This is a genomic window from Epibacterium sp. ABZ3_068 (genome assembly GCF_056159265.1).
Window position 1 is genome coordinate 22,986 of record NZ_JBSWUV010000004.1, and the last position, 23,877, is coordinate 46,862.

Sequence of the window (23,877 nt, forward strand, 5' to 3'; positions counted from 1 at the left end):
AGCATAGGGCTGGCTTACGGCTGGGGGTGAAATACTACGTGAACACAGGAGCGGCCCTTCGTGCACGTACAAAGAAGGTCTGTAACGAGCCCACTCTTTGACCGACGCTGCACAGCGCACGAATGTCACCTTTCTTCATCAGTCATGCCTATAACAAACTATTAAGGAAAGGTGCCTCATCGGGGGGGGGATTTTGCGCTCTGCAATATGCTCAAAGTCAAAGCGGCACAGGAGAGATCCGTGCCACTTTGGTCGTTTTGCAGGCCTTGTGACTTAAGAAACCCGTCTTTTGCGCGACTTCAGTGCTGCGAAACCACCAAGTCCGGCAAGCAAAAGAAGACCTCCTGCTGGAAGTGGGACAGCAGCCAATTGAACTTCGCCTGAGAGGCCGCCAATCCTGACAGTTCCGTTGCCTGTGTTGGTGAACAGCAAGCTTGTGACACCCGTCCAGCTATTTACAGCTGATTGGCTCAGGTCGGCTTCAAGTCCGGTTATGCTGCCTTGCGGGGTTGTTGATGTGAACAACCCACCTGTGTTCGACGTCACGGTTACTTGCGCTGCGGTTCCTTGTAAGCTGTAGAAAAAGCCAAGAAAATCGAATGCCCCGCCAGAATACGTCACCGTTGCGGTCGCGTTCGGACCATTGTTGGCAAGTAAGATGCAAGGGGTTTCAAGTGTTGGACAGTTGCCAGATGTTGTTTGGCCGTCGATTGCGAGGTCGCCTGTTGCCAGAACTGTCGCAGCTGATGCGCTGATCGACGTAGCGCCCAAAAATACGCCAGCCAAAAGCAAATTTTTGATATTCATACTACCCCCTAAAAAACACAACATTGGCACTAGATTGGCACTAAATCCCCCCACCAGTAAACTTAAAGTTGTATATTAATCAACGTTTTATTGGTGTTTTGTCGGAGCAGCTTCCTGATTTTGCCAGTTCTTAGTGAATCAATAACAGTTCTTTCTCATTCCCTATGGCTTTGATGGTGTGACCGCCCCCAGCCGTAAGCGACCCCGCATTGGCAAAACCGGGGCTTCAGAGCTGATAATAGCCGCGATACCAGGCCACAAAACGGGCCACACCGGTGTGCAGGTCCGTATGTTGCTGCACGCCGGTCAGCGCTTCCAGCAATGTGGTGTCGGCCCAGGTGGCCGGCAGATCGCCCGCTTGCATCGGCAGAAGGTTCTGGATCGCCTGCCGCCCCGTCGCCGCCTCGATTGCGGCGATGAATTCGGTCAGCTGCACCGGTTTGGAATTGCCAAGGTTCACCACCCGCCATGGTGCAGCAGGTGACAGGCTGTCGCGCGCATGTACAGGTTTACCCGCCACCGGCACCGCCCCGAGCAGCGCCATGATCCCAGCCACAAGATCATCAATATAGGTGAAATCGCGTTTCATATCGCCGTGGTTATAGACGTCGATGGGGGTGGCGTCCAAAATCGCGCGGGTGAATTTAAACAGCGCCATATCCGGCCGCCCCCAGGGACCATAGACGGTAAAGAACCGGAACAGGGTGATCGGCAGATCATAAAGATGCGCATAAGAATGGGCCATCGCTTCACCGGCCTTTTTGGTGGCCGCATAAAAGGACAGCGGATGATCCGACGGCGCCGTCTCCCCATAGGGCATATCCGTATTGGCCCCATAGGCCGAAGAGCTGGAGGCCAAAAGCATATGAGCCGGCGGGTGGGCGCGGGCCGCCTCCAGCAGCTCAAAGGTTCCGTTGATATTGCTGTCCAGATAGGCGCGCGGATTGTCGATCGAATAGCGCACGCCGGCCTGGGCTGCGAGGTGGATCACCACATCAAAGCCTTCGCTGGCAAAAAGCTCTGCCAAAAGCCCCGGTGTTTCGACCGCGCCTTCGATAAAATGAAACGCCCCCGAGAGCGCGGCCAGCCGGTCCCGTTTCAGCCCCACATCGTAATAATCGCTCAGCACGTCCAGCCCGACCACCCGGTAGCCCGCCGCCAAGAGCGCCTGGCAGCAGTGATAGCCGATAAATCCCGCCGCCCCGGTCACCAGAGCGGTTTTTCTATCTGAGGGCGGCGCGGGATGGGGGGCGCGGGTCATGATCAGCTCTCCTTGGCAGGGCAGACCGCCACGGAACATGCGCCCTTCCCCGAATGTGCTGCTTGAACACTGCCCTTGCCACGAAGGCAAGCCCCCATAGGGCGGCTTACCAGCTTGTTATCTTTGCAACAGCGCGTGGCTTATGTGCGGGCGTAGACATCTTCATAACGGATAATGTCGTCCTCGCCCAAATAGCTGCCGGTCTGTACCTCGATCAGCACCATCGGCACTTTGCCCGGGTTTTCCATCCGATGTGTGGCCCCCAAAGGAATATAGACAGACTGGTTCTCGGTGACGAGCTTCACCTCACCGTCCACGGTGACCTTGGCGGTGCCTTCCACCACAATCCAATGTTCAGAGCGATGGTGGTGGCTTTGCAGGCTGAGCGCGGCGCCGGGATGGACCAGAATGCGTTTCACCTGGAAGCGCTCGCCCACCACCAGGCTTTCAAACCAGCCCCAGGGGCGGTGATCCTTGGGGAATTGCACCGCCTGTTTGGCCTGTTTCTCTTTGAGCGCGGCCACGGCTTTTTTTACATCCTGGGCGCGGTTGGCATCGGCAACCAGCACCGCATCCGGCATGGCAACGGCAATAATATCCCTGAGGCCAATGCCGACCACCTCAAGGCCTGAATCCTCGGACCGCAACAGGCTGTTTTCACAATCAATCGCGGTGGCATTGTCTGAGGTTACCACGCCACGCGCATCCGGCCCGCTTTCGCGCCAGACCGCGTCCCAGCCCCCCAGATCAGACCAACCGGCCGCAAAAGGCACCACAGTCAGGTTGTCGGCCCGTTCCATCACCGCATAGTCGATGGAAATGTCATCCGCGCCCGCCCAGGCCGCAGGCGCCAGACGCAGGAAGCCCAGATCGGTCTGGCCCTGCTCCACCGCGGCCTTGACCGGGTCGATCAGCGCAGGCGCATGTGTGCGGAAGGCCGCAAGTATGGCTTTGACGGAAAACAGGAAAATCCCTGCGTTCCACAGATATTGCCCCGAAGCCAGCATCTCTTCTGCGGTTTTGAGATCGGGTTTTTCGACAAACCGTTTCAGGGCGATGGGGGTGGGAGCAAAATCACCGGGATCGCCATCCAGCTCCAGATAACCATATCCCGTTTCCGCATGGGTGGGTTTGATGCCAAAGGTCACCAGCTGGCCTGCGCGCGCCTGCGCTTCGCCTGCCGCCACAGCCGCGCGGAAGGCGTCTGGATCTGGCACCACATGATCCGAGGGCGCCACCAGCATCAGCCCCTCCGGGTCTGTCTTCTCCAGCCACAGTGCCGCCGCCAGAACCGCAGGTGCGGTATTGCGCCCTTCGGGTTCAATCAGGATGGCGCCGGGATCAATCCCCGCCTCCTGCAGTTGCTCGGTAACAATGAACCGGAAATCAGAATTGGTCAGCACCAGCGGCGCAGCATAGCCCTGCCCCGACAGGCGTCGACTGGAGGCCTGAAACAGGGTCTCATCCCCGATGAGGGCAGCAAATTGTTTGGGATAGCTCTTGCGCGAAAGGGGCCAAAGCCTTGTGCCAGAGCCGCCACACAGAAGAACGGGGGTAATGGTCATTATGCTGTACCTGCAAACGAATTTTGGTCATTCCTAAAGACAGTACGCCCCATTCTCAAGGCTGCAATCCGGTAGAGGGCTTGCGCATAGGGACCGAACCTACGCCCTATGCCCGCAGGGGGGGCTGAATATCTCCTCTCCATACCTTTGGATATACCGCCAGATGCGCGGTCCTTTCCGCATCCCCGTGTCCTTGATCTCTGCGCTGCCCCGATCAGAGAGAGCGTTTTTACGATCCCCTTTTGTTCTTTCATCTTTGCAATAGGGCTTCCTTAAGACCCCTCTGACACAGTGAGAACAAAACATAAACAAACAGAGCAGTGTGATGCCCGATTTTGATGATTACCGATCCTTGATGGCAGACGGCAACCGGGCCTGGCATGCGGGTTCTGATGTGATCCGATACGATTACATCACATCCGCCCCTCCCAGCTATTATCGCGCGGACGGGGGCTGGAACGTGGCGGGATACCGCTTTGGCAGCTTTAACGATCTCTCTCCGGACGCCTATGAACGCCGCATGATGGAGCACGCGATTACCCGCTGGAATGAGGTGGCAAATGTCAACCTGGTGCAGGGTGGTGGCACCAATGCAGACATTGTCATCGGCAGCGGTGATTTCGAAGACGGGCTTTTTGGCTTTGCCTATTATCCCGATTCAGACGCCCTTGGCCGTGTTCCCAGCCACAGCGGCGACATATGGCTCAACTCCGGCTATGACATGCAATACGCCCCGGGTGTCGGCCCGGTCCTGGGGCACAGCAGCTGGTATACCTATCTACACGAGCTGGGGCATGCGCTTGGCCTCAGCCACCCCAACGACCGTCCCAATGATCCGGAAAGCAATGCGCAATATACCGTGATGTCCTATGTGGACCATCCTTCGCAATTCCTGGAAAACCCCCGAAACGCGGCCTTTCCCCTCACACCAATGGTCTGGGATATTCAGGCGGTTCAGGCGCTTTATGGCGCCAATACCGAAACCCGTAGCGACAATACGGTCTATCTGGGCGCGGGCACCGGGTTTGACGGCGGGGCCGAACGCGCTTTTCAATATGGTGATACGGACATGCAGATCCGTGGCGCCGATGGGCGCAACCGGGATGTGATCCTGACCATCTGGGATGGCGGCGGGAATGACCTTCTGGATGCCTCTGATTTTGACGAAGACGCATATATTGACCTGCGCCCCGGACGTTACTCTTCGCTGGCTGGGGGCACGGATAATATCGCGGTGGCCGCCGCCGTACGGGATGCAGCAGGGCGCGTGGTCAATTTTATCGAGGCCGCCTGGGGCGGTGACGGCGACGACCGGATCCGGGGCAACGGGGCTGCAAATGCCCTGCGCGGCGGCGACGGCAATGACCACCTCCAAGGGCTTGGTGGAGCGGACCAGCTCCGGGGCGGCACCGGCAACGACACCCTTTTGGGCCATCGCGGCGCGGATACGCTGCGGGGCCAGCAAGGCAATGACCGGCTGGTCGGTCATGGCGGGGATGACAACCTGTATGGCCAGCGCGGGCGCGACCGGTTGCTGGGGCACGCGGGCGATGACGTGCTGTTTGGCGGCGGGCGGCGGGATACGCTGAACGGCGGATCCGGACAGGACACGCTGGACGGAGGGGCGGGCAACGACCGGCTGCTGGGCAGCAGCGGCGCGGATGTCTTTGTCTTTAGCGCGGGCACGGATCGGGTGGTGGATTTCACCCCGGAAGACGGGGATCAAATCCAACTGAGCGGACGTGGCATCCGTAACTTTGACGATTTGCGGCAAAACAATCTGCGCCAGGATACGGACGGGGTCTGGATCGAGGTGGGCGCAGACCGGATGTTGATCCTGGGGCAAGACCTCAGCGATATGACCGCAGATTTTTTCCTGCTGTAAGGCTTAAAACAGTCTCTAAAAAATAAAATCCGCCGGGTCGAGCACCAGCTCCGCCAGCCCCTCCAGGGTGATCTGCCCGACGCCGGTGTGGATCAGCAAATCCTCCTCCTGCCTGGTGATCTGCAGGTCAGAAAAGTTTTGTGCGGCGGTGGCATCCAGAGCGCTGAGGTCAATCCGGTCGCGCTCGGCGGTGAAATCCATGATCCGATCCCGCCCATGGCGCCCGGAAAACACAAAGACATCCGCGCCCTCTCCCCCCCACAACACATCTGCCCCCCCGCCCCCATTAAGGCGGTCATTGCCCTGCTCACCGTGCAAAATATCACGCCCCCATTGCCCCTCGATCTGATCCGGCCCCCGGCCGCCGTACAGCGTATCTTGTCCGGCGCCGCCATAGATCGTGTCGCGCCCGCCCCCGCCCCAGGCGCGGTCCGGCCCCTGATGCCCGTGCAGATCATCCGGGCCACCCCCGCCATGCAGCCGGTCCGCCCCCTTGTTGCCATTCAGATCATCTGCACCCTGGTTCCCAAAAAGCCGGTCAGGCCCGTTGCCCCCCCAGATCCTGTCCTGGCCAAAGCCGCCGCGGAGTGTGTCCTGGCCATCATCACCCCAGACGCTATCCGCCCCGCCGTGCCCTTCGATGCTATCCGCCCCCTGCCCCCCAAAGAGAGCATCCGCATCGCGGTGCCCCAGTATAAGATCGGCCCCGTCGCCACCGTAAATCCTGTCGGCACCGGCGTTGCCCGCCAGATAATCCGCACCTGTCCCGCCCTCAAGACGATCAGCACCCGCGCCGCCCCACAGGCTGTCATTCTCTGCATCCCCGCGCAGGTGATCCGCCCCGTCATGCCCATACAAGCTATCCTGGCCCAGGCCGCCCTCCAGGTGATCATCCCCGTCGCCTCCCTCCAACAGATCCTGATCCGCACCGCCCTCCAGCCGGTCGTCGCCAGCACCGCCGATCAGGCTGTCATTGCCAAAGCCCCCCAGCAACACATCGCCACCATCGCCGCCCTCGATCAGGTCGTCTCCCGCCTGACCGTCAATCGTGTCATTGCCGCCGCCGCCCTGCACCGTTTCAGAACTATCGCTCCCCAGCAGGCTGTCACTGCCACTGCTGCCGGTTAGGGTCGACGCGGGCAAAGTCTCTCCGATGGGCAGGTGATGCGCCTGCGCCCAGCCAAGCGGCCAGAGATCCGACAGTGTCAAGCGGCTGCCATCCCGGCTTTCCACGCGGATATCCAGCCCCTGCCAGTGAAGGTCGATCCCATTGTGGCGCTGCTCCACCTCCAGCTGCGACAGGCTGCGCAGCCCGGTCAGCAGGCTCAGATCCAGCTGATCGCGCCCGGGCTCAAATCCGGTGATCACCACCCGATCCCGTTCCACCCCCACAAGGCCGGGCAGGATGACAAACCGGTCCGCACCCGCGCCCCCGTCCAGCCGGTCCCCGGCAGCGGTTGCCACCAGCATGTCGTCCCCCGCCCCTCCGGAGAGTGTGGTGGCCTGGCCGCGCCCCATCAGCAGATCATCCCCTGCGGTGCCGGTCAGCGTGCTCCCCGTGGCCTCAATCACCTGCCCCAGACTGCCCCGGTCCAGAACATATTGCGCAATCCCTTCCCCATCGGCATTCAGCCCCCCTTCAGAGGCCACAAAGATCGACACCTCACCCGCAGTGATATGGGTCTCAATCGCGGTGACATTCTGCAGCCCCTGGCCGCTGGCATGGACCATCTGCGCCGCCTGTACCAGCTGCCCCGTGGGCAAGAGCCGCATCAGTTCCATCCCGCCATCACCGCCGGCGGCCAGAACAAAGGCATGGCCGTCGAGCACAAAACACTCTATCGCGGTGACCGCGCCAAACCGGCTGCCAAGACTGTCGATGACATGATCCATCAGGCGCAGATCCCCGTTGGGGGCCACCTGCACAACACTCAGGCTGCTGGTGCCGGCCGCCGCCAGAACGGCCCAGCTTTGCCCATAGGCGCTGAGGCCCTGCACCGCGGTTGGCGCGGCAATGCCCAGCCCCTGCTGTGCGCCCAGTTGCGCCCCCTCCGTCAGGGCTCCCGTGCCCGCGCTGATCCGATAGCTGCGCAGCCCCCCCAAAGCCGCATCCGCCACCACAAGGATCTGGGAGGTGCCGGTTGTCACCACCTCCAAAGCGGTGATCTGCATCTGGTCATAGGCCGATCCCGCCCCACTGCGCGCCACCGCTGTGGCCGTGCCGCTGGCACTGACCTGCCAGCCCCGCAGCGCGCCCTCTGCCACCCCATAAACAAGGGCGCTGCCTGCGCTTGTCGCACTGGTCAGGCTTGTCACCTCAGCCCCCTGCGCCAACCCCGGCAGGGTCCAGCTGTCCTTGGCCCCGATCTGGCCCGCGATATCCACAAGGTGACTGTCCAGACGGCTGCTCTGACTGCCCGCAAGCAGAACGCGCCCGCTGCTGCCCCCCAGCTGTGCCGCAGCGCCTGTGCCCAGATGTGCCCCCTGATGCGGACGGTAATCCTGTTCGGCCAGGCTGTGCACATCATAGCTGCGCAGCCCCCCGCCGATCCGCTCCACCGCCACCAGAACCGGCCCCCCGGCCCCGGCCACCAGCAGCAGATCCGCCACGCCCTGGGCTTTGCCAAACCCACCAGAAAATTCCAGATCCATTACCGCCCTCACGTGCCACAAAATCGCCTCGTTTCAGCAACCTGAAGCTGCGATCGGGCGGGAATCGGCATGAGATTGCGGTAAAACCAAGGATATTGTTTTCAATCTAAGAACAATTTGCCCGATCGACGCCCTGCTTTGATCCCCTTTTGTCCAGGCCGACCGATCTGGCGCCCGCGATACAGGCCGGGTGTTGCACAGGCAGCGTACGCCCCCTTAGGAGGCTGTTGACCCGGCTCGGGCAGACTGGCGGGCGCTGATTGATGCCCCTGTCATCCCTGTCCTGTGATCCCCGCCCTGCAACCGGAGTGCCCCCGATGCCCGATCTCTCTCCCCGTCTGGATCTGCCCTATCTTATGCCCGCTCAGGCGCAGAAACATGTGACCCACAATGAAGCGCTCAGCCGTCTGGACGCGCTGGTGCAGCTGGTGGTGTCTCAGGTCGATGCCGAAGTCCCCCCGGTTGATCCCACCCCAGGTGCGGCCTATGCGCTGGGGGCCGCACCCTCCGCCGCCTGGAGTGGCCAGTCGCAGCAGATTGCCATTTTCCAAGGTGCCGAGACCGGTGGCGGCTGGCTGTTCCTGACACCGCAGCCCGGGTGGCAGCTTTGGGATCTGGACGGTCAGCAGATGCGGATCTGGGACGGGAGCAGCTGGGCCGCCCTGCCCTGCCACGCCACACCGCAGATCGGAGTGAATACGGCCGCAGATGTCACCAACCGCCTGGCGGTGGCCTCGACAGCCAGCCTGTTCACCCACGCGGGTGCAGGCCATCAGATGAAACTGAACAAGGCCAGCGTCGGCGACACTGCCAGCCTGCTGATGCAAACAGGTTTCAGCGGGCGGGCTGAAATCGGCCTTGCGGGCAATGACGATCTGAGCCTGAAACTCAGCCCCGACGGCAGCACTTTCACCGATGCAATGGTCCTCAGCTCGGGCACAGCCCCCCGCCTGCGGCTCAGCCGACCTGACAGCGACGATGACCTGATGCTGGCCGAGGTTGCAGGCACCCCCCGGTTCCGCCTGACGGCCGCGGGTGACGGGATGGCAGCCGGCAGCTGGCAATCGGGCGGGGCCGATTATGCAGAGTTCTTTGAATGGGCTGATGGCAACCCCACAGGCGAAGATCGGCGCGGAATTTCCGTTGTGCTGGACGGCGACAAGATCCGCGCGGCCAGCCCTGGCGACACCCCCATCGGCGTGATCTCATCCGCACCAACCCTCCTGGGCGATGCAGATCTGGGCGAATGGCACGGGACATATATCCGCGATGCCTTTGGCAGGCGCACAGAAGAGATTTCGCCGGATTTCGACCCTAAAAGGGCCTATACCCCGCGCGCGCAACGTCCAGAATGGGCCATGGTCGGCCTTCTGGGCAAGCTCACCTTGCGCACAGGCCAACCCACCGATCCGCGCTGGCACCGGTTGCAAAAGCTGGACGAAGACCTTGAACGCTGGCTGGTACGGTGAAGGAATGAACGCAATAACCGCCACACGTCATGGACGTGTCCCGTTTTTGCTCAGTTTGCGTTTTCTTCGAGAACGATCAAACTTCTCAAGTATCTTTGCCGCTTCCAAAACCTCACCTTGACCAGCAAGAAAGAGAGCTTCCCGATACTTAAAATATGGATCATTGAACTCCCTGTGTGCTCTGGCCATCAAATCTGCTCCAATAGAACACCGGTTCGTCTTCGCAAGAGCCATCGCTAGGGCTTTGTAATATTTCGGGACTTCTTTTCTAGGACGAATGGCTTTGGAATGCCATGAAACATCCAAAGACCCATCGATAGCTTTGCGCATCACGTCTTTTAAGATACCCAATTTTTGGTACGCATCGGGCAAACCATGTCCGAGCATAGGAGCACGCAGGTGGCAAATTCCTGGACCAAAATACCTTTTTGCATGCCGTGCATCTTCTGTATGAAAAGGATCGTAAAAAATGTAACAAACCTTTGCAAGTTTCGCTTCAACAGCCCCGTCCGAAAAATCCCCAGACCAATCTTGCTTAAGAGCATTTGGGTGTTTTTTGTCCCAGGGAACTAAATCGGAACGCAATGTGCTTTGAGGGTTAAAACTAATGACATGGCATCCTGGTACTAAACTAGAAAATGCTGTTGCCCCATAGCCGCCCATCGAACTACCGGTCATAACAACTTTGGAAAACCGCTGAAAGAAACCTCTGTCCCGCAGCTCTTTTAGAGCATCATGCAGCATAGTGTCACGGTACCAATCCGATGCTTTGGCGATGACACCCAGAACAGCATGCCCCTCCCCCGTGAAGAATTTATGTCCCCAAGCGGGCCTATCTGGAGCTTCACGGTGAGGGGCTCCAGCATTATCAAAGGATACAACTAGCGTTTCACCGCCAGGGGTAAAAAGTAATCGGTTAGATCTTAGATCAACAAATCCACCTTCACGAGAAAAAGAAACCGTCACTTCGACCTGACCCCATACGAAAATTAAACTCTAAATACTCCCGGATATTCCTAAAAATCACCTCGATGAGCGGATGAAATTGAAATCATAGGAATTGGAAAAATATTCACTGACTGACGATACAACCTTATCATTTCCACCCTCCCGGTTATAATTTAGATACAAACTGCTACTGTAGTCGCTTTCCTCGAGCGTATCTGTATAATCCGTATTGATCACAAAGACAGGGATTTTATTTTTTGCAAGATTCCACCTGAACCAAATATCATCGGCAGTAGCCGCAAGTCTCAATGCATCATTTAACTGTAGAACACTTTCAGGGAAGAATGCTGTATTATACAGAATGCCATCCTTTCCAGTTGGAAGGATAAAGGAACTCGGATTTTCGACAATTTGACTTCTCATCCAGCTTCGATAAGGTAAAAACTCCCCATCTTTTTGGATGATCCGGTGACCGCGAAAGGCGATACAACACCTATACTTTTTGTAAAAGTTAGCAAGTGTTTCAAGCCAGTCCGGGGGGTAAATCGTGTCATCATCGGCAGTGGCAACAAGCACCTCTTTCCCCCAATTATGCCAAACAAACGGCAATAGCTTGCGATAGGGACCGTAGTTATGCGTGTAGTGGATTTGCAATCTTCCATTGGAGGATTTTTCCAAGTCCTGTACCGCTTTCGGCAACACAGTTACCCCTTCATCCAGAAGATAAGGATCTTCGGACAAGTACAGATGTACAACACTATTTTTATAGCTCTGCGCTAAGAGAGATTCCAATGTTAGATGAACCGTCCCCATGCGAGAGCTAATGGAGGTAAGTGAAATATGAATTTTCTCAGGCTTCATTGAAACTGCTCCGACTTGGGCACCCGCAGTGCAATGGGCACATTCAGATTTGTATCTGCTGAAATCGACCTGCCAGCAAGCCGGTATGGTAGAAGAGAAGGTCGCTGAGAAAAATTGGTCCGGAAGAGCTGAAGGTGTTCCATTTTTTCCTGCTTTGTTCGTTGTGACAAGGTCTGCGAGTCTGCAAAACAAAGCATCATTGGCAGCGGCAGCTCAAAAATCGCGTAGCTTCCAAAGTAGCTGCGGATACGTTCTCTCATTTCGACGTCACCACGTGAACGAACAGCGCTAAACTTACCAACGCTGTCGAAAACCTCTCTTCTAAAGAGAGACGTCATAGGACCGTCACCAAAAAGCGAGAACGACGCTTCGAGCTGAACATGCCCCTGTCGGTCTATGCGTATATGTTCCGTCGTCACAAGCTGCGCTTCTGGATTCTCGTCGAAAGCCTTGAGTTGGGTTGCAAAACGCTCAGGATGTGCCCAGTCATCTGCATCCTGTATCGCAATAAAATCCCCACGTGCGCGTTCCAAAGCCAAATTGCGACCAACATACGGACCTGAATTTTCTTCCAGCCTTATCAGATCAACAAAAGGAAACTTTTCTACCAGTTTCCTAATCTCATCTGAGACATGCACCTCACTGGCATCATCGATTACAAACACTTCGATATTTGTGTGAGTCTGTGCCTCAATTGACCGCAACGCGCGTCTCATTAAACCGACATCTGGGTTGAAAGCTGACATTATGACCGAAACCAGAGCGCCATTTTCACCGGCAGATATTCCTGAGCAAGTTTCTTGCGCGCAATCAAAGACATCTTCGATGCACGCTCCTGCAACCTGAAAAGCCTGTGCATCCATTTTTGCGAGCCGATCACGGATCAACATATTCAACATGCTGTTTTGACCTAAAACGTTCAATGCTATTGCATTTAACTCCCCACGTTGTGTCAAATCTCCATGATCACATAAGCTTTCGAGTGTCTCCATATCACGCATCACAACTGCCGCTAATTTGCACGCAAGCGGATTCTCAAACTCCTTGGTCACAAGGTCCGTGACTGACAGATCAAGCTGAGCGAGCTCATTTGAAAAAGCCCGCGCACTATCCAGCCACTTGTAAACATCATTGTGCTGAAGCTCGGCTAAACCATCCAGGCTGCGTATGGCAGCCTGTTTATCCAGTTTCGTTACCGCATGAGAAAAGCCACTAATAACATCAACTTGATTTGATATTTTCGCAGCAGCCTTTGATCCAATAAAAACGTCCAAAATAGAAAGATCTTCAGAATTCGAAAGACGCTTGAATTTCTCTAAAAATTCAGATCTCTCCAAATGAACGCACCTTCTTTCGGCCAACATGAATAAGAAGATTTTCAAAGTAGTATCGCTGCCGTAGCGATGTATACATTCAGCTATCCGGAAAAGATACTTACTGGGCTTCTGATCGTATTCTCGAGCAGTTGATATCAAAATGCGATTAAGTTCTGAGGGGGAGAGACTGACAGCCAACAGCTCAAAAAAGGCCACGATAAATTGCGGTTCATGTGTGCAAATGCTTACGGCGTTGCTGGCAAGCTGTGACGCGACCTCATCGACAACAGAACTGCTCCTCGCTAAGTTCAAGAACTTAGGCATTGCAGTGACCGAAAGCGCCAAGATACTGCCAAGATGCCTCGACAATGCGACCAGGAAATCATTTACGTCTTGATCTGGCTGCAACCAATTTTCTGGGTGGCTATGGATAGCCTCCAAAACGATAGAAGCAGTTCCAGCTGATGGGTTCTTCAAAAACGTGCGTAATGCCGCCCGTGCGCGTTTGTACTCGAACGCCTCCTTTTCTATGATTTCAGCCAAACGCCAATTGCCAAGCCTGAGCTTTTGCAGCGTTTGCACATCCATCGGCCCTGCGTCAGAAAGATACGCACCGGAGAGGCCATCCATTGCGTGCATATCAGTCATGACCTGACGACACCATGTGCGTTTCTCTGCAGCCGGATTTGGCAGAGCGATGGCCACCCCGCTCAACGGGATAAAAGCGCCCGCCTTTATGTTTGCCAAGTGCTGGTCACCGCCATTGAGCACTTCAGATGCAGGTAAAGAGTAAAGAGTGCCTTGGAATACGAGATGCTGGAGCCTCTCCTCAGGCACCGCCTTCACCACGAAGTCTCCCTTTGCAGCAACATATTCACAGGCTGCTCGTGTAAGAACATAAGACCCGGAGAAGCTCCAATGCGCCTCAACAGCATTAATAATAAAGTCAGGGGTACTAGCCTCCCGATCAGACACGAAAATGACAGGCTTATTCTCCAGATCACATTCGCAATGGCTAAGCCTTGCCAACAAACCATCCCAATCGTCGAATACCATACAGTTATCGACATTCGTGAAGTTTGAAATATCAACATCCGGCGTCTTACGTACGACAAACGCATAAGCTGTTTCTGGTACGACATCATCTGTGCACCCCACCTGCGTAGCGTCGCTTTGCACAGCCAGTTCCCAGCTTTTATCCTGTTTGGCTTCTTGGTGATCCTCACAAGATAGCGTACCAACCGTTTGCGTCTCGTTCAGAGTATACAAGTTTGCGAAACGATGGCGCCAAGACGACTTATTCGCCCCATATGCCGCGATACCACCGATTTTCCCCCCGTCAACCATACCTGTAGCTGTACGGCACAACGCCAACGCGAGAGGTGATAGTGTCACTTTATCATCAAGTTTCAAAATCTGCGCGTTACGGGGAAGTTTCCTGGGTAGGTCTAAACCGTCAACGATATCTTGATCCTGCATATGCTGCCAGAATGGCGTGTCGTCAGGTTTCTTAGTCTTGAGTGAAACAAACAACGGCCGAGGTTCACTCAGATGCAAAACGCCATCGCCATCCAAGAGGCGCGGTATGGCAGAAAGAGCTAATTTATCCGCCGTATTTGAATTTAGCGCATCAGCCGAAAAATGATGTCGAATAATTAATTCAACAAAAGCCTTCTCTGAACGTAAATCAGAATTATAGAATGGTACAGAATGGGGATAATTAGCGTGTTTCAATTGTGCACCGGAACCCAGTGTACGCAATAGAACTTCCAACAAGCGAACATCTACACCATCTCTGGGCGCAAGCATCAGTCGCGCCAACGTCATAGACAGGCTTTCTGATCCAGCTGGTTTTAATCGCTCTAAAATAGACGATACTTCACCTAAAGGGAGATCGCGCCGCAGGTTTCCAACGCCGTTCACCGGTTCGGCTTCAAAAGGTAGCAGGACAGATGTTTTGCCAAGGCTTTCGTCAACCCGGAACCATGAGATTTCTACATCAGAAATCTCAACACGGCTCACCTTAGGCAAGTTCAAAATGAAATCATAAGTTCCATTTGGTGCGACTGCGTCAAAATGCACAACGCCCAGAATTTTATACCAATGCTTTTGCTCAAGATGTATACGGCAGCGTGTTCCAGGAACCTCACTGCGCCGACCAGAAGGCCGCTCCAGCGTATTCATCCACATAGGCTGCAAGAGCGCTCGCTCCTTACTATCAGCCATGGAACAACGCACTTTAAACCTCACGAATGCAAGCGCAGGTCCGGCTGGCTGTTCAGCGCGAGCAAAGACACGCATCCACCCTAAAGATCCTGGGTTCTCAATACGCAGCACTTTGACGTTGTCGCTATCTGCCCACTCAACATTTAAGCCGCTACTATTATGCGCTGATGCAGTCTCTCGCCACTCAACACCAAAGCCCGAATCTATTTTCGCACTTCGCGACCCTAAATCTATTCTCTTATTAAGAGACGAAAGCGCAAAATCGAAATTCGGTCTCTTTTGCGAGACATCTTTTTCCAACACGAAAATATCCTTTGAGCCGATATGAGGATTAACACTTGCGAAAATCTAAAAAGCACTTCTTTGCTTTTTCAAACCGCTTTTTCCAGCAGGTGTACGAGAAACTCAGGAGACAACCGATCTCCAAACACGCATGAGCTGCGATCTCGGGGTGATAGAACCGGAACGGTCTTTTGAGTTTCATGAGAAAAAAAATCGCGTAAAGCTTCATTATCCACATCAAAGCTGGACTGAAACTCAAGTGCATCTTCGTTACTGTCAAAAAATGATCTTTTCTTCTCAAAAGCAAGCAAGTTTTCTGACAAAGAATCCGCGAGTTTTTGGACCTTTTTACGAATATTGCTTTGGTCTTCCCCTAAAGTATTGAGAAACCGCTTCAGTACGGCAACATCAACTGGAAGACCTTTATTAAACGCTTCACCCTGAGGCAAATCCTGGGCAGGTAATCCCAAAACTCGCACAAACTCGCTCACGACATCTCCGCCTTGTTTGAGGTAATCGAAACTAAGGACAGTGGTCGTGGGAAAGCATTCCTTCCACGCTCTTGCTTGTTCAAGATATTGAAAGTGATACCAAAACACACTCAGAAATTTCCGAAACCCCCAACGAAACTGAGTTGCTTTAACATGTTCTTGATACATCGATTCAGCAAAGTCGGATTGCGGGCGAAAAACAAGAACGATTTCACTATCAGATCCGAATATTTCGGCCAAGCCTTCGATATAGGCTTTTCTAGCCTCCCAATATTCTGCATTGCTCAAACTGTTTATACCACCGTTGCTGGGCGCAATGTGGCGGTAAAACGGTTCAGCGCTCAACAGAGTAACATCGTAATCCGGCACCCGTTCCCTCACAGCCGCAAAGAAATTCTTGGCATCCGTGCGAGAGAAGACAGCGTGGCGTCCTGAATAGGCATTTACAATACCAAGATGGGCATAATGCGATTTTCTACCGATCAAATCGTAGTCGGGATAAAACATGCCTCTATCTGAAAGAGCGTCTCTGTTATGGGCAAAATATCTTTGAATAGAAGTCGTCGCTGTTTTGTGGGTACCAACGTGCAGGAGAAGCTTAGACATTTTTTTTCCACTCGGATCACTTGAGCAAGTGGTAGCCGAGCTGAAGACCCGACTCAAGCCTCGACTGCCCGTTGCTCATTTCGCGCTGGTTTCAGCACAGGCGAGGGCGCCACGATTGAAGCCCGCGCACAGACGGTTTGAGTGACGACGGATACCTGACCAGGGTGTTGTCACGTTAACTGGCCTGATCCGAAATGGCCGGAGTTGTTAGGGCATTACATGGCGATGGTTTTCTGCCAAGCGTCGAAAGCTTCCAACCTGCGATAGCGTGTTGCGTTTACGACGACAGGCGGGGACTGAGAAGCGATTTCATACGGCGGAATGACAAGACACATAACGTTGCAATCCGCCGGGCGACCGGAAGCCTTGCATGCATCTCTCGCGCTTTGGGAACGGCAGACGACTGTTTTCTGCTCGGTTGTTCAAACCATTGTGGGATCTATGTCCGAGGCAGGGAGCTACCTCGTGTTTGGCCGCACCGTAGGACCGCAGCTTGTAGCTGATGGGTATCGTTCTCATGGTCGACCGCTACGCGAACACTCGCAAAACGCCAATGGACAAGTTAACGTAGCAACACCCCGTCGAGGTTAATCGAAAATGCTATCACCATTCGGCCATTTCCTTTTCAGTTAAGGCTTGGCCTCTGTGTTCGGCGTCAGTGGCAAACAAAGTTTCCGCCACATTGGGCCAGTCCTGCGCCTGCGCCAAGCGGTAGGCAGCGTCTCGCATCGCGGGGCCTTTCCCTTGGCTCAGCGCCTGCAACATTGCCTGAAGGGCATCTAAAAGCCCCTCGGAATCATCGCGTTCATAAAGAATGCCAGCCCCGGATCCCTTCAGGACCTCCCGTGTCATACCGACCTCGGGGATTACAACGGGCAGCCCAAAAGAGAGGGCCAACAGCAAAGACCCCGACGTCAGAATATTGCGATAGGGGAATACTGCCAAGTCTGCAGCCCGCAAATAGACCTGCAATTCGGTTTCATCCAGAAACCGTTCCGACGCCAAGATCCGGCTGCGTTCTAATGCTGTAAGCTCCGGGTCAACAGTCGCCCAGAACTCATCATGGATTGCCCCACCGATCAACAAACGCGCTCGTGGATTGGTTTTTAGAATTTCACGGAAACTCTTCACCAGCTGCCCCACACCTTTATAGGGGCGCACCTGCCCCAAGAAGAGGATCACCTCATCCTCGGCATCGAGCCCCAAACACAGGCGTGCAGTTTCCCGGCTGACATAATCACCATAAACTCCAAGATAGTGCCCGTGGCGAGAAATGCGGATTTTATGGCTGGGAATATCAAAAACCGCCCGGACTTCAGGAACAGATTCAGCACTGTGGAAGTGAATGACATCCGCCAGTTTCACGATCCGTTCTGACAGGCTGCGCTCCAGATCCGCATAGGGGTTGTCATGGGACAACGTATTGTGAATTGTCCAAATAATTTTCCCGCCAAGAGCTTTGAAACGGGTCAAAGACGTTAGAAAGGCGCGTACAGCGAGGCGCGCGGAACCGCGATCATCCACACCAACAAACAAGAAATTGGTCCAATGCAGATGGAAGATCGTCGGCGCCTCCTCAGGGGCAAGCTCCAACGCACGCACGGCTTCTTCGATGGGTGCGGCAACAATCTCATGACTGTCCATGGCACTGCGATAAAGCAGAGACTGATACGGGTTGGATCGGGAGTAATTGGGCCAGAACATCACCCGCGGTGTTCGAACAATACGTCGATACCCAACCCGGCGCGGCTCGGCCGGATCTGCCACATGGACATCCCAATAGCGGCTCAAGCCCTGCCGACGCAACGCTTCCCGCTGTACGCGGTAAGTATTGGCTGTCTGAAACCCTTCGTTCACGTTTGAGGTGTTCTCACCGTGCCAACGGCGTTGATACAATGTTTCATCAATGTGGTGGAATTGCCCGGTTTCCGCCAGCTTGAGGAAGATATCATAGTCAACCGCATTGCGAATATCATGGCGAAACAGGCTGGTGCGCGCCCAATTCGCCCGACGGAACATGCGGAAATGATGCGCAATTGAGGTGATCATCATTTTTTGGCGGCTAAAGTGGCGCCAGCTGTATTCTGGCTGAAGATAGTTGCCTTTCGCATCCACCCGTTCACATGAACCATAGCAGCAGGCCACTTCCGGATGCGCATCCAGATATTCCATCAAACGCCGCACCGCGCCTGGTTTCAGACGATCATCAGAATCCAACTGGCCAATGTAGATGCCCCGCGCCATAGCAATTGCCTGATTGGACGCATACCCAATCCCGCCATTGCGGTGGCTATGAATACGTACACGCGGTTCATTTCCAAAACTACGCTCCAGAAGCTCAAGCGTGTGATCGGTAGACCCGTCATTGGCGAGGCAGACCTCCAAATCAGCCACGTCCTGGGCCAGAACACTGTCCACGGCTTCTTCGATGTATTTACTCGCGTTATAGGTCGGTATGTAGACGCTCACTTTCGGAACAAGGTAGGTTCCATCACCCGGCCTATCCCATATGTTGGGGCACAGTTCCCTTAACAAATTCGTGTCTTGCGCGCTTATAACAGGCGCATCCATCGCCACTTTTGGCACCCAAAGCGGCATGAAATACGCGCCTTCGTTGAAACACTGAAAGGCAAGATGGCACGCCGCCGACACAGGGGTGTCGAAACGCGGATCAAGCCCACCATGAGTGTGCCAGCGCTTTTTTGTCACAATAAAATTGCAAGATTTAACATCCCGAAACGGATATCGGCGCCCAAACACGTTGGGTAAGCTTTTTGATGCATAAGGAAGCGCAGTGGGCAAATCACCCGCTTCCCCCAGAGCCGCCAGGGGTTGAAAAACCTGATCTCCCAAAGGAGCCAGATGCGCAGATCTTGAGAGAGCCCCGCAATCAATCCGAACAGTGCCGCTGAACACAGCAATAAGATCAGCATCCTCTGCGGCACGCAAAATACAGCGCTGCGCCTCAACACTCAACAATGGTGCCGCGAGGATCTCTCCAGATAGACCGCTTTGGTCCAATACGTTATGTGCTAAGATACTTTTCTCAGCTGCACAAATTAACAACCGGACAGACCCAACATAGTCCTGGCATTGCAGGTCTTGCAAAAAATTCACAAAGTCATCGATCTGGTCTAGGTCATAAACCACCAAGAAACGATAAGAGGCAGCCAAATGCGTTCCTGCCGTCGCAGCCGCAATCTGGTAAAGTGGCACGATATCATTCTGCGCGGCCTGTAGTTTTGGCAAAGCAAGAGTAACAGGAAAAGGTTTGGGAGCCGTCTGGCTGGTATTCAATTCTCGGAAAGGCACCCGCCAGCGCCCTTCCTGGTTCTCCAGAAAATCGCTCGGCCCGCGGATAGGCAATGGCGTGCTCTGTTGCGCCATCAGGAGCCGATCAATACGTGCATAATCCTCATGGCTCAGATCAGAGTGATAGCGCAGCCCCTCCAAGAGGTGACGCCCTTCACCAGCACGCCCCTGACGCCCCAACGCCAAGATATGTTCAACATGATGCCAGACATTGCGTGGATTAAACTGATTTTCAGATGTATTCATCATTCAGTCTCAACGACTTACAAGGCGTCTGGCCCGGTGTAACAAACCGGTATCTTCAGCGGCCTTTCGCTTCGCTTCCAGCGCCAATAGACTGGTAATACGCGCTTCAAGCGTAGCTATGATCTCATCCTTGCGGGCCAGATCGGCTTCCAGCATTCGAATGTTTTCTTTTTGCGACAACTCATGTGCCTGTCGCTCTTCTTCTTTGGCTGCGAAACTCGCCGCCAAAGCTTCCAAATCAGCGGCCTGCTGTTCGATCAGCTGTGCAATTTGGGCCTCAGCTTCTTCCATGTCTTTGGGAGGCGCCATACGCAACGTGGACGGATCAGACACAAGCGGGGACTGCTGCCGCGCCCAGGCCTCCAAAAACAGCACGCGACCCTGCCGGGCCAACAGCGCATGCAGGCCATCTCGGATCCGAGTTCCCTCAGCAGTTTCTGTAACAGAAACATCTTCGGCCAAGGCCACCAAAATATCCGGAGCATCTTGCCCCAAGACCAACAGCAATGGCGTCTCAATGCTACCGAGGTTAAGAAATCCTCCCTGCGTCCCATAGCGAGCGGCTCGCGGAATATCCTCTGCGGCGGCGCCGTAAGCTAAGATCACCCCGCCAGACGACAATTTGTCCGTAAGAGCTGTCCAATCAATCTCAGCAGCACGTGCAGCAGTGCCCACTTCCACAGAAATCAAATCAACGGAGTCTGGCTTCACCTCCGCCAATGCTGCTAACGGTCGTGAATGTTCCCCCCATTCTTTTCTGCACAAATCCATAAAGCGACCCGCAGGAGGCTGCGGTTGGTGAATATAGCAATCCGTATCAAGCTTTTGCGAAATAACAGCCTCACAGAACGCCCCATGCACCAACCCGTTCGGACCATCCAGACTGATGATGGCATTTGGCTTGATAAGCTCAACCAGCCAAAACGCCAAAGGCACCGCCGCAAGCGCGTCTTCGTCCCCCAGGGTCAGGTGCTGAGGAATACGGAGTAGACTGTGGTTATTCAGTGCGGTGGCAGCGCGAAGGATAGGAAATGCGGAAAAGTCGAAAGTCATAGTAGTTCCCATATCGTCTAACAACCGTGTGTGGTGTTCCTATCAACGGTCACTGCGAATGTCTGCAGACTTCTGCGACACGTTTCATGAGTGTTTATTTATCATCAGAAACTCCGCTTGATTGCGCGCCGCCAGTGCGTGATCGCGCGCGCCTTGCACTGCGTTGCCCATCTCGGCGTTGTGCCTGTGCAGATCAGCCAGCTGCTGTTCGATCTGCATGAGCCGCTCAGCCTGCACCTCGCTTTGGCGCAGGTTTTGCCAAGACACCCAAGCCTGGACCAAACCAAACGCACCGCCCTGCAACAAGTTTGCAATCAAATAGCCAACCGCCTGATCACCCAGGCGACCTTCACAGAGCGTCTGCCAGCGCGGCGCGCGTGCGGCACATATCGCCCGTGCTGCCTGTTGCGCATAGCCGGGAATTGCCACCACCGAAATCCGCTCTAGCTGCCAGGCCATATTGGTGGCCAGCCAAAGATCTGCTGCCGGCTCTGCATCGGGTAAAAGTGTCTCTATATCAGCCAGAATGGTCTCATAATGTGTAAACATCGCAGCAAAGCCCTGGCCTGTGTCCCCCATGGTCTGCCCTGGCCTGTTCATCCGGTGGTGGGCCAAGTTAACATTTAGGAAGCTGATCGTTTCAGCACGCAGGCACACCGCCCAGTGGAACGGATTGTCTTCATAGAAGAAATCCCCCTCAGGAAAACGCAGATCATGGGCATCCAAAAAAGCACGGCGATAGAATTTGCGCCAGGGCACCCCATTCAGTGCCAAGGCCAGATCGCGTGCGGCCACGCTCTTGGTCGACATCTGGTCAACATCTTCCTGCCACAGATGCGCGTCCGAAGGAGGCAGGCTCAGGCCTGTGATTTCATCATAAACCTTGTAATTAGCAATAAGTACATCACAATCTGAGGCCTCAAACTGCGCACGCGCGGCCAGCACAGCTGCGGGCTCCAGCCAATCATCGCCATCCACAAAGAACACAGCGTCGCGATCCGCATGGGTCAGGCCAATATTGGCGGCGATACCAACACCACCCGGGGTATTGCGCCCCAGGAACACTGGAACCTGCGCCACATCTTCCGGCCACGGTAGATCCGCCAAGGCTGCACGAATACGGGCCACGCTGTCATCGCTGGAGCCATCATCAACCACAATCACCTGATCGCCAGACTTAACGCAAGCGCATAGGCTATCAAGGCACTGACCGATGTAAGCTTCGATATTATAACTGGTGACAATAAAGGAGACCTGCATCGTTCACGCTTTCATGGTCATGAGATCAAGGCTGCGTCGAGCCAGATCCGGGTTGTGGTGATTGAGGGCCGCAAACAGTTCTGGGTCCAGATCACAACGCAGAAATGTCTGGGCGCGGTTGATATATTCGCCCAAAAACTCGGGCAGGATCCGAGTGCGCGCCCAATCTATCAGATCAATGTAAAAACAGGCAAAAGCCAGTCGCCAGCCCAGATCTGCCATGCAAACGCCTTGATTTAGAGACTGCTTCACATCTTCCAGCGCCTCAAACAGCTGCAAACGCTCCACGCCTTTTTTCAAGGTGATATGATCACGCCCCTGCCCCAACACATGTTCACAGCCCCATACCCGCGCGCACAGTACATGTTGTGCCGCAAGAAAACTCCGCCAATGCAATGCAATATCATTGTGCACCACCGTCTCGCTGCAGCGGATCTGATGGCTGCGCAGGAAATCGGTTCGGTAGATCTTATTCCAGGGATAGGCCGCAACCTGCGCCAATGTGGCCAATGACACAGTATCTTTCAGCAAGGTCAGCGGATGAATGGCTCCGGCTTGGTGCCAGAGATATTCGTCTTTTGGAAACATACCGAGGTGGCTGTCATGACGCCGCCGCTCCTCCACATGTTGAAACATACAGAAATCAAAAGGGGCAGCCAAATGCTCCCTACGGACCAGCATGTGCCAAAGCTCACCCAATTCCGGACGCAGATGATCATCGGCATCAAAAAACAGCACGTGACTGGTCACAACCGCCTCTAATGCACGATTGCGTGCCCCTCCTGCCCCAAGGCGGCGATTGCTGCGCAGAACTGTGATTTCGGGCTTGTTAGTGTCTAAACCAGGTGCAACTGATGCGGTGATCGCCGCCGTGTCGAATGCTGCCTCTGATGCGTCATCCGCTATCAGAATCTGCTCGAATATCCCCAGCCTGCTGGCTTCAGACACCACGGTCCGCACACCGTCCAGATCATTGCAGACCGGAATGACAAGGCTCAGCTTCATACCACAAACAAGCGGAGATCCTGAATCGTCGCATCAAAGCTTTCAGGGTGGAAGAACAGCACCAGCTCCCGCCAAGTTGCGCGGCGCGGCAACGCGCTCTGCCTGTCAATCTCCAGAGTATCTACATGCGTGGCCGGCGCATTGTAGGCAACCACGTGTTTCTCAAAGAAATGGTCGACAAACCCGTCTGGCGTCCCGCTACGCAAACACATACGCCATGTGCAAGAGCGCGGAGCCCGCTGCTGACTATAGATCCCCAAAAGCGCCAAAGCGCTGAGTTCCACATCACCAAGACCAAAATGTAGCCCCATCCAACGGCCTGGCGTGTGGACGCTGGCCTGAACATGGAGCCCCCCACCGCGTGCCGCATCGCACGTGATATCCTGGCGACCCTGCTCTTCATCCAGCCAAAAAGTAACACCAGGCACAATACCTTCACCCGATTTGACCTGCAGCTGATCCTGGATCGCACATAGGCCCAGCCATCGTTCCTGGAAACGATCCTGAACAGTCAATTCGCGCGGCGGCTCATTGCGAACCCGTCGTGCCAAATCGGTTGCCCGTTTCAAGGGGTTTCGTGAAGGAACACGTACCATAATTTATATAATGCCCTTTTGAGAATTTTCAGCACA

Annotated in this window: 15 protein-coding genes and 1 pseudogene; 2 read left to right on the top strand and 14 right to left on the bottom strand. The window is 54.9% G+C overall.

What is annotated here, in order from left to right; all coding sequences use genetic code 11:
- Positions 1 to 273: 273 nt before the first annotated feature.
- The 3 genes from ACXAEW_RS21910 to ACXAEW_RS21920 all read right to left on the bottom strand — a co-directional run bounded on the left by ACXAEW_RS21910 (position 274) and on the right by ACXAEW_RS21920 (position 3,633).
- Positions 274 to 807 carry a VPLPA-CTERM sorting domain-containing protein gene (locus ACXAEW_RS21910; RefSeq protein WP_474943471.1) on the bottom strand — a complete coding sequence of 178 codons (534 nt, stop codon included), beginning with the start codon at positions 805 to 807 and terminating at the stop codon, positions 274 to 276.
- A gap of 226 nt (positions 808 to 1,033) precedes the next feature.
- Positions 1,034 to 2,068, bottom strand: coding sequence for an NAD-dependent epimerase/dehydratase family protein (locus ACXAEW_RS21915; protein ID WP_474943472.1), 1,035 nt, complete (start codon positions 2,066 to 2,068; stop codon positions 1,034 to 1,036).
- A 140-nt stretch (positions 2,069 to 2,208) separates the two neighbouring features.
- A complete protein-coding gene (locus ACXAEW_RS21920) occupies positions 2,209 to 3,633 on the bottom strand; it encodes a mannose-1-phosphate guanylyltransferase/mannose-6-phosphate isomerase (RefSeq protein ID WP_474943473.1) in 1,425 nt (474 codons plus the stop codon).
- A gap of 325 nt (positions 3,634 to 3,958) precedes the next feature.
- Here ACXAEW_RS21920 and ACXAEW_RS21925 point away from each other — a divergent pair, with 325 nt between their 5' ends.
- Positions 3,959 to 5,518, top strand: a complete 1,560-nt coding sequence (locus ACXAEW_RS21925) for a M10 family metallopeptidase C-terminal domain-containing protein (RefSeq protein ID WP_474943474.1) — start codon at positions 3,959 to 3,961, stop codon at positions 5,516 to 5,518.
- A 15-nt stretch (positions 5,519 to 5,533) separates the two neighbouring features.
- Here the strand turns inward: ACXAEW_RS21925 and ACXAEW_RS21930 are convergent, their stop codons facing one another.
- Positions 5,534 to 8,170: a calcium-binding protein gene (locus ACXAEW_RS21930; protein WP_474943475.1), complete on the bottom strand. Its 2,637-nt coding sequence runs from the start codon at positions 8,168 to 8,170 to the stop codon at positions 5,534 to 5,536.
- Positions 8,171 to 8,433: 263 nt separating this feature from the next.
- Here ACXAEW_RS21930 and ACXAEW_RS21935 point away from each other — a divergent pair, with 263 nt between their 5' ends.
- Entirely contained in the window at positions 8,434 to 9,639 is a 1,206-nt protein-coding gene (locus ACXAEW_RS21935; RefSeq protein ID WP_474943476.1) for a peptidase G2 autoproteolytic cleavage domain-containing protein, read from the top strand.
- 27 nt (positions 9,640 to 9,666) lie between these two features.
- Here ACXAEW_RS21935 and ACXAEW_RS21940 read toward each other — a convergent pair whose 3' ends face one another.
- The 10 genes and pseudogenes from ACXAEW_RS21940 to ACXAEW_RS21985 form a co-directional block, all read right to left on the bottom strand.
- Positions 9,667 to 10,605 carry a hypothetical protein gene (locus tag ACXAEW_RS21940; protein WP_474943477.1) on the bottom strand — a complete coding sequence of 313 codons (939 nt, stop codon included), beginning with the start codon at positions 10,603 to 10,605 and terminating at the stop codon, positions 9,667 to 9,669.
- 57 nt (positions 10,606 to 10,662) lie between these two features.
- Positions 10,663 to 11,448, bottom strand: coding sequence for a glycosyltransferase family A protein (locus ACXAEW_RS21945; RefSeq protein WP_474943478.1), 786 nt, complete (start codon positions 11,446 to 11,448; stop codon positions 10,663 to 10,665).
- The gene (locus ACXAEW_RS21950) at positions 11,445 to 15,293 is read right to left on the bottom strand and encodes a glycosyltransferase family A protein (RefSeq protein WP_474943479.1); all 3,849 of its coding nucleotides are present in this window, start codon (positions 15,291 to 15,293) and stop codon (positions 11,445 to 11,447) included. Before ACXAEW_RS21950 ends, ACXAEW_RS21945 begins: the two co-directional genes overlap by 4 nt.
- 68 nt (positions 15,294 to 15,361) lie before the next feature.
- Positions 15,362 to 16,369, bottom strand: a complete 1,008-nt coding sequence (locus ACXAEW_RS21955) for a hypothetical protein (protein WP_474943480.1) — start codon at positions 16,367 to 16,369, stop codon at positions 15,362 to 15,364.
- A 215-nt stretch (positions 16,370 to 16,584) separates the two neighbouring features.
- A pseudogene (locus ACXAEW_RS21960) lies at positions 16,585 to 16,873 on the bottom strand (IS6 family transposase); the annotation flags it as partial.
- A gap of 99 nt (positions 16,874 to 16,972) precedes the next feature.
- A complete protein-coding gene (locus ACXAEW_RS21965) occupies positions 16,973 to 19,930 on the bottom strand; it encodes a glycosyltransferase (protein WP_474943481.1) in 2,958 nt (985 codons plus the stop codon).
- Positions 19,931 to 19,936: 6 nt separating this feature from the next.
- Positions 19,937 to 20,980: a hypothetical protein gene (locus ACXAEW_RS21970; RefSeq protein ID WP_474943482.1), complete on the bottom strand. Its 1,044-nt coding sequence runs from the start codon at positions 20,978 to 20,980 to the stop codon at positions 19,937 to 19,939.
- Positions 20,981 to 21,064: 84 nt separating this feature from the next.
- A complete protein-coding gene (locus ACXAEW_RS21975; RefSeq protein WP_474943483.1) occupies positions 21,065 to 22,240 on the bottom strand; it encodes a glycosyltransferase family 2 protein in 1,176 nt (391 codons plus the stop codon).
- Between the two features lie 3 nt (positions 22,241 to 22,243).
- Complete coding sequence (locus ACXAEW_RS21980) at positions 22,244 to 23,245, bottom strand: glycosyltransferase (protein WP_474943484.1); 1,002 nt, start codon at positions 23,243 to 23,245, stop codon at positions 22,244 to 22,246.
- The gene (locus ACXAEW_RS21985) at positions 23,242 to 23,814 is read right to left on the bottom strand and encodes a hypothetical protein (protein WP_474943485.1); all 573 of its coding nucleotides are present in this window, start codon (positions 23,812 to 23,814) and stop codon (positions 23,242 to 23,244) included. Before ACXAEW_RS21985 ends, ACXAEW_RS21980 begins: the two co-directional genes overlap by 4 nt.
- Positions 23,815 to 23,877 lie beyond the last annotated feature (63 nt).

What these genes read in the sequence shown, in the direction of transcription:
- ACXAEW_RS21980 (WP_474943484.1), bottom strand. Translation starts at nt 23,245, where the DNA reads ATGAAGCTGAGCCTTGTCATTCCGGTCTGCAATGATCTGGACGGTGTG.
- ACXAEW_RS21920 (WP_474943473.1), bottom strand. Translation starts at nt 3,633, where the DNA reads ATGACCATTACCCCCGTTCTTCTGTGTGGCGGCTCTGGCACAAGGCTT.
- ACXAEW_RS21925 (WP_474943474.1), top strand. Translation starts at nt 3,959, where the DNA reads ATGCCCGATTTTGATGATTACCGATCCTTGATGGCAGACGGCAACCGG.
- ACXAEW_RS21935 (WP_474943476.1), top strand. Translation starts at nt 8,434, where the DNA reads ATGCCCCTGTCATCCCTGTCCTGTGATCCCCGCCCTGCAACCGGAGTG.
- ACXAEW_RS21945 (WP_474943478.1), bottom strand. Translation starts at nt 11,448, where the DNA reads ATGAAGCCTGAGAAAATTCATATTTCACTTACCTCCATTAGCTCTCGC.
- ACXAEW_RS21955 (WP_474943480.1), bottom strand. Translation starts at nt 16,369, where the DNA reads ATGTCTAAGCTTCTCCTGCACGTTGGTACCCACAAAACAGCGACGACT.
- ACXAEW_RS21965 (WP_474943481.1), bottom strand. Translation starts at nt 19,930, where the DNA reads ATGATGAATACATCTGAAAATCAGTTTAATCCACGCAATGTCTGGCAT.
- ACXAEW_RS21915 (WP_474943472.1), bottom strand. Translation starts at nt 2,068, where the DNA reads ATGACCCGCGCCCCCCATCCCGCGCCGCCCTCAGATAGAAAAACCGCT.
- ACXAEW_RS21930 (WP_474943475.1), bottom strand. Translation starts at nt 8,170, where the DNA reads ATGGATCTGGAATTTTCTGGTGGGTTTGGCAAAGCCCAGGGCGTGGCG.
- ACXAEW_RS21975 (WP_474943483.1), bottom strand. Translation starts at nt 22,240, where the DNA reads ATGCAGGTCTCCTTTATTGTCACCAGTTATAATATCGAAGCTTACATC.
- ACXAEW_RS21970 (WP_474943482.1), bottom strand. Translation starts at nt 20,980, where the DNA reads ATGACTTTCGACTTTTCCGCATTTCCTATCCTTCGCGCTGCCACCGCA.
- ACXAEW_RS21910 (WP_474943471.1), bottom strand. Translation starts at nt 807, where the DNA reads ATGAATATCAAAAATTTGCTTTTGGCTGGCGTATTTTTGGGCGCTACG.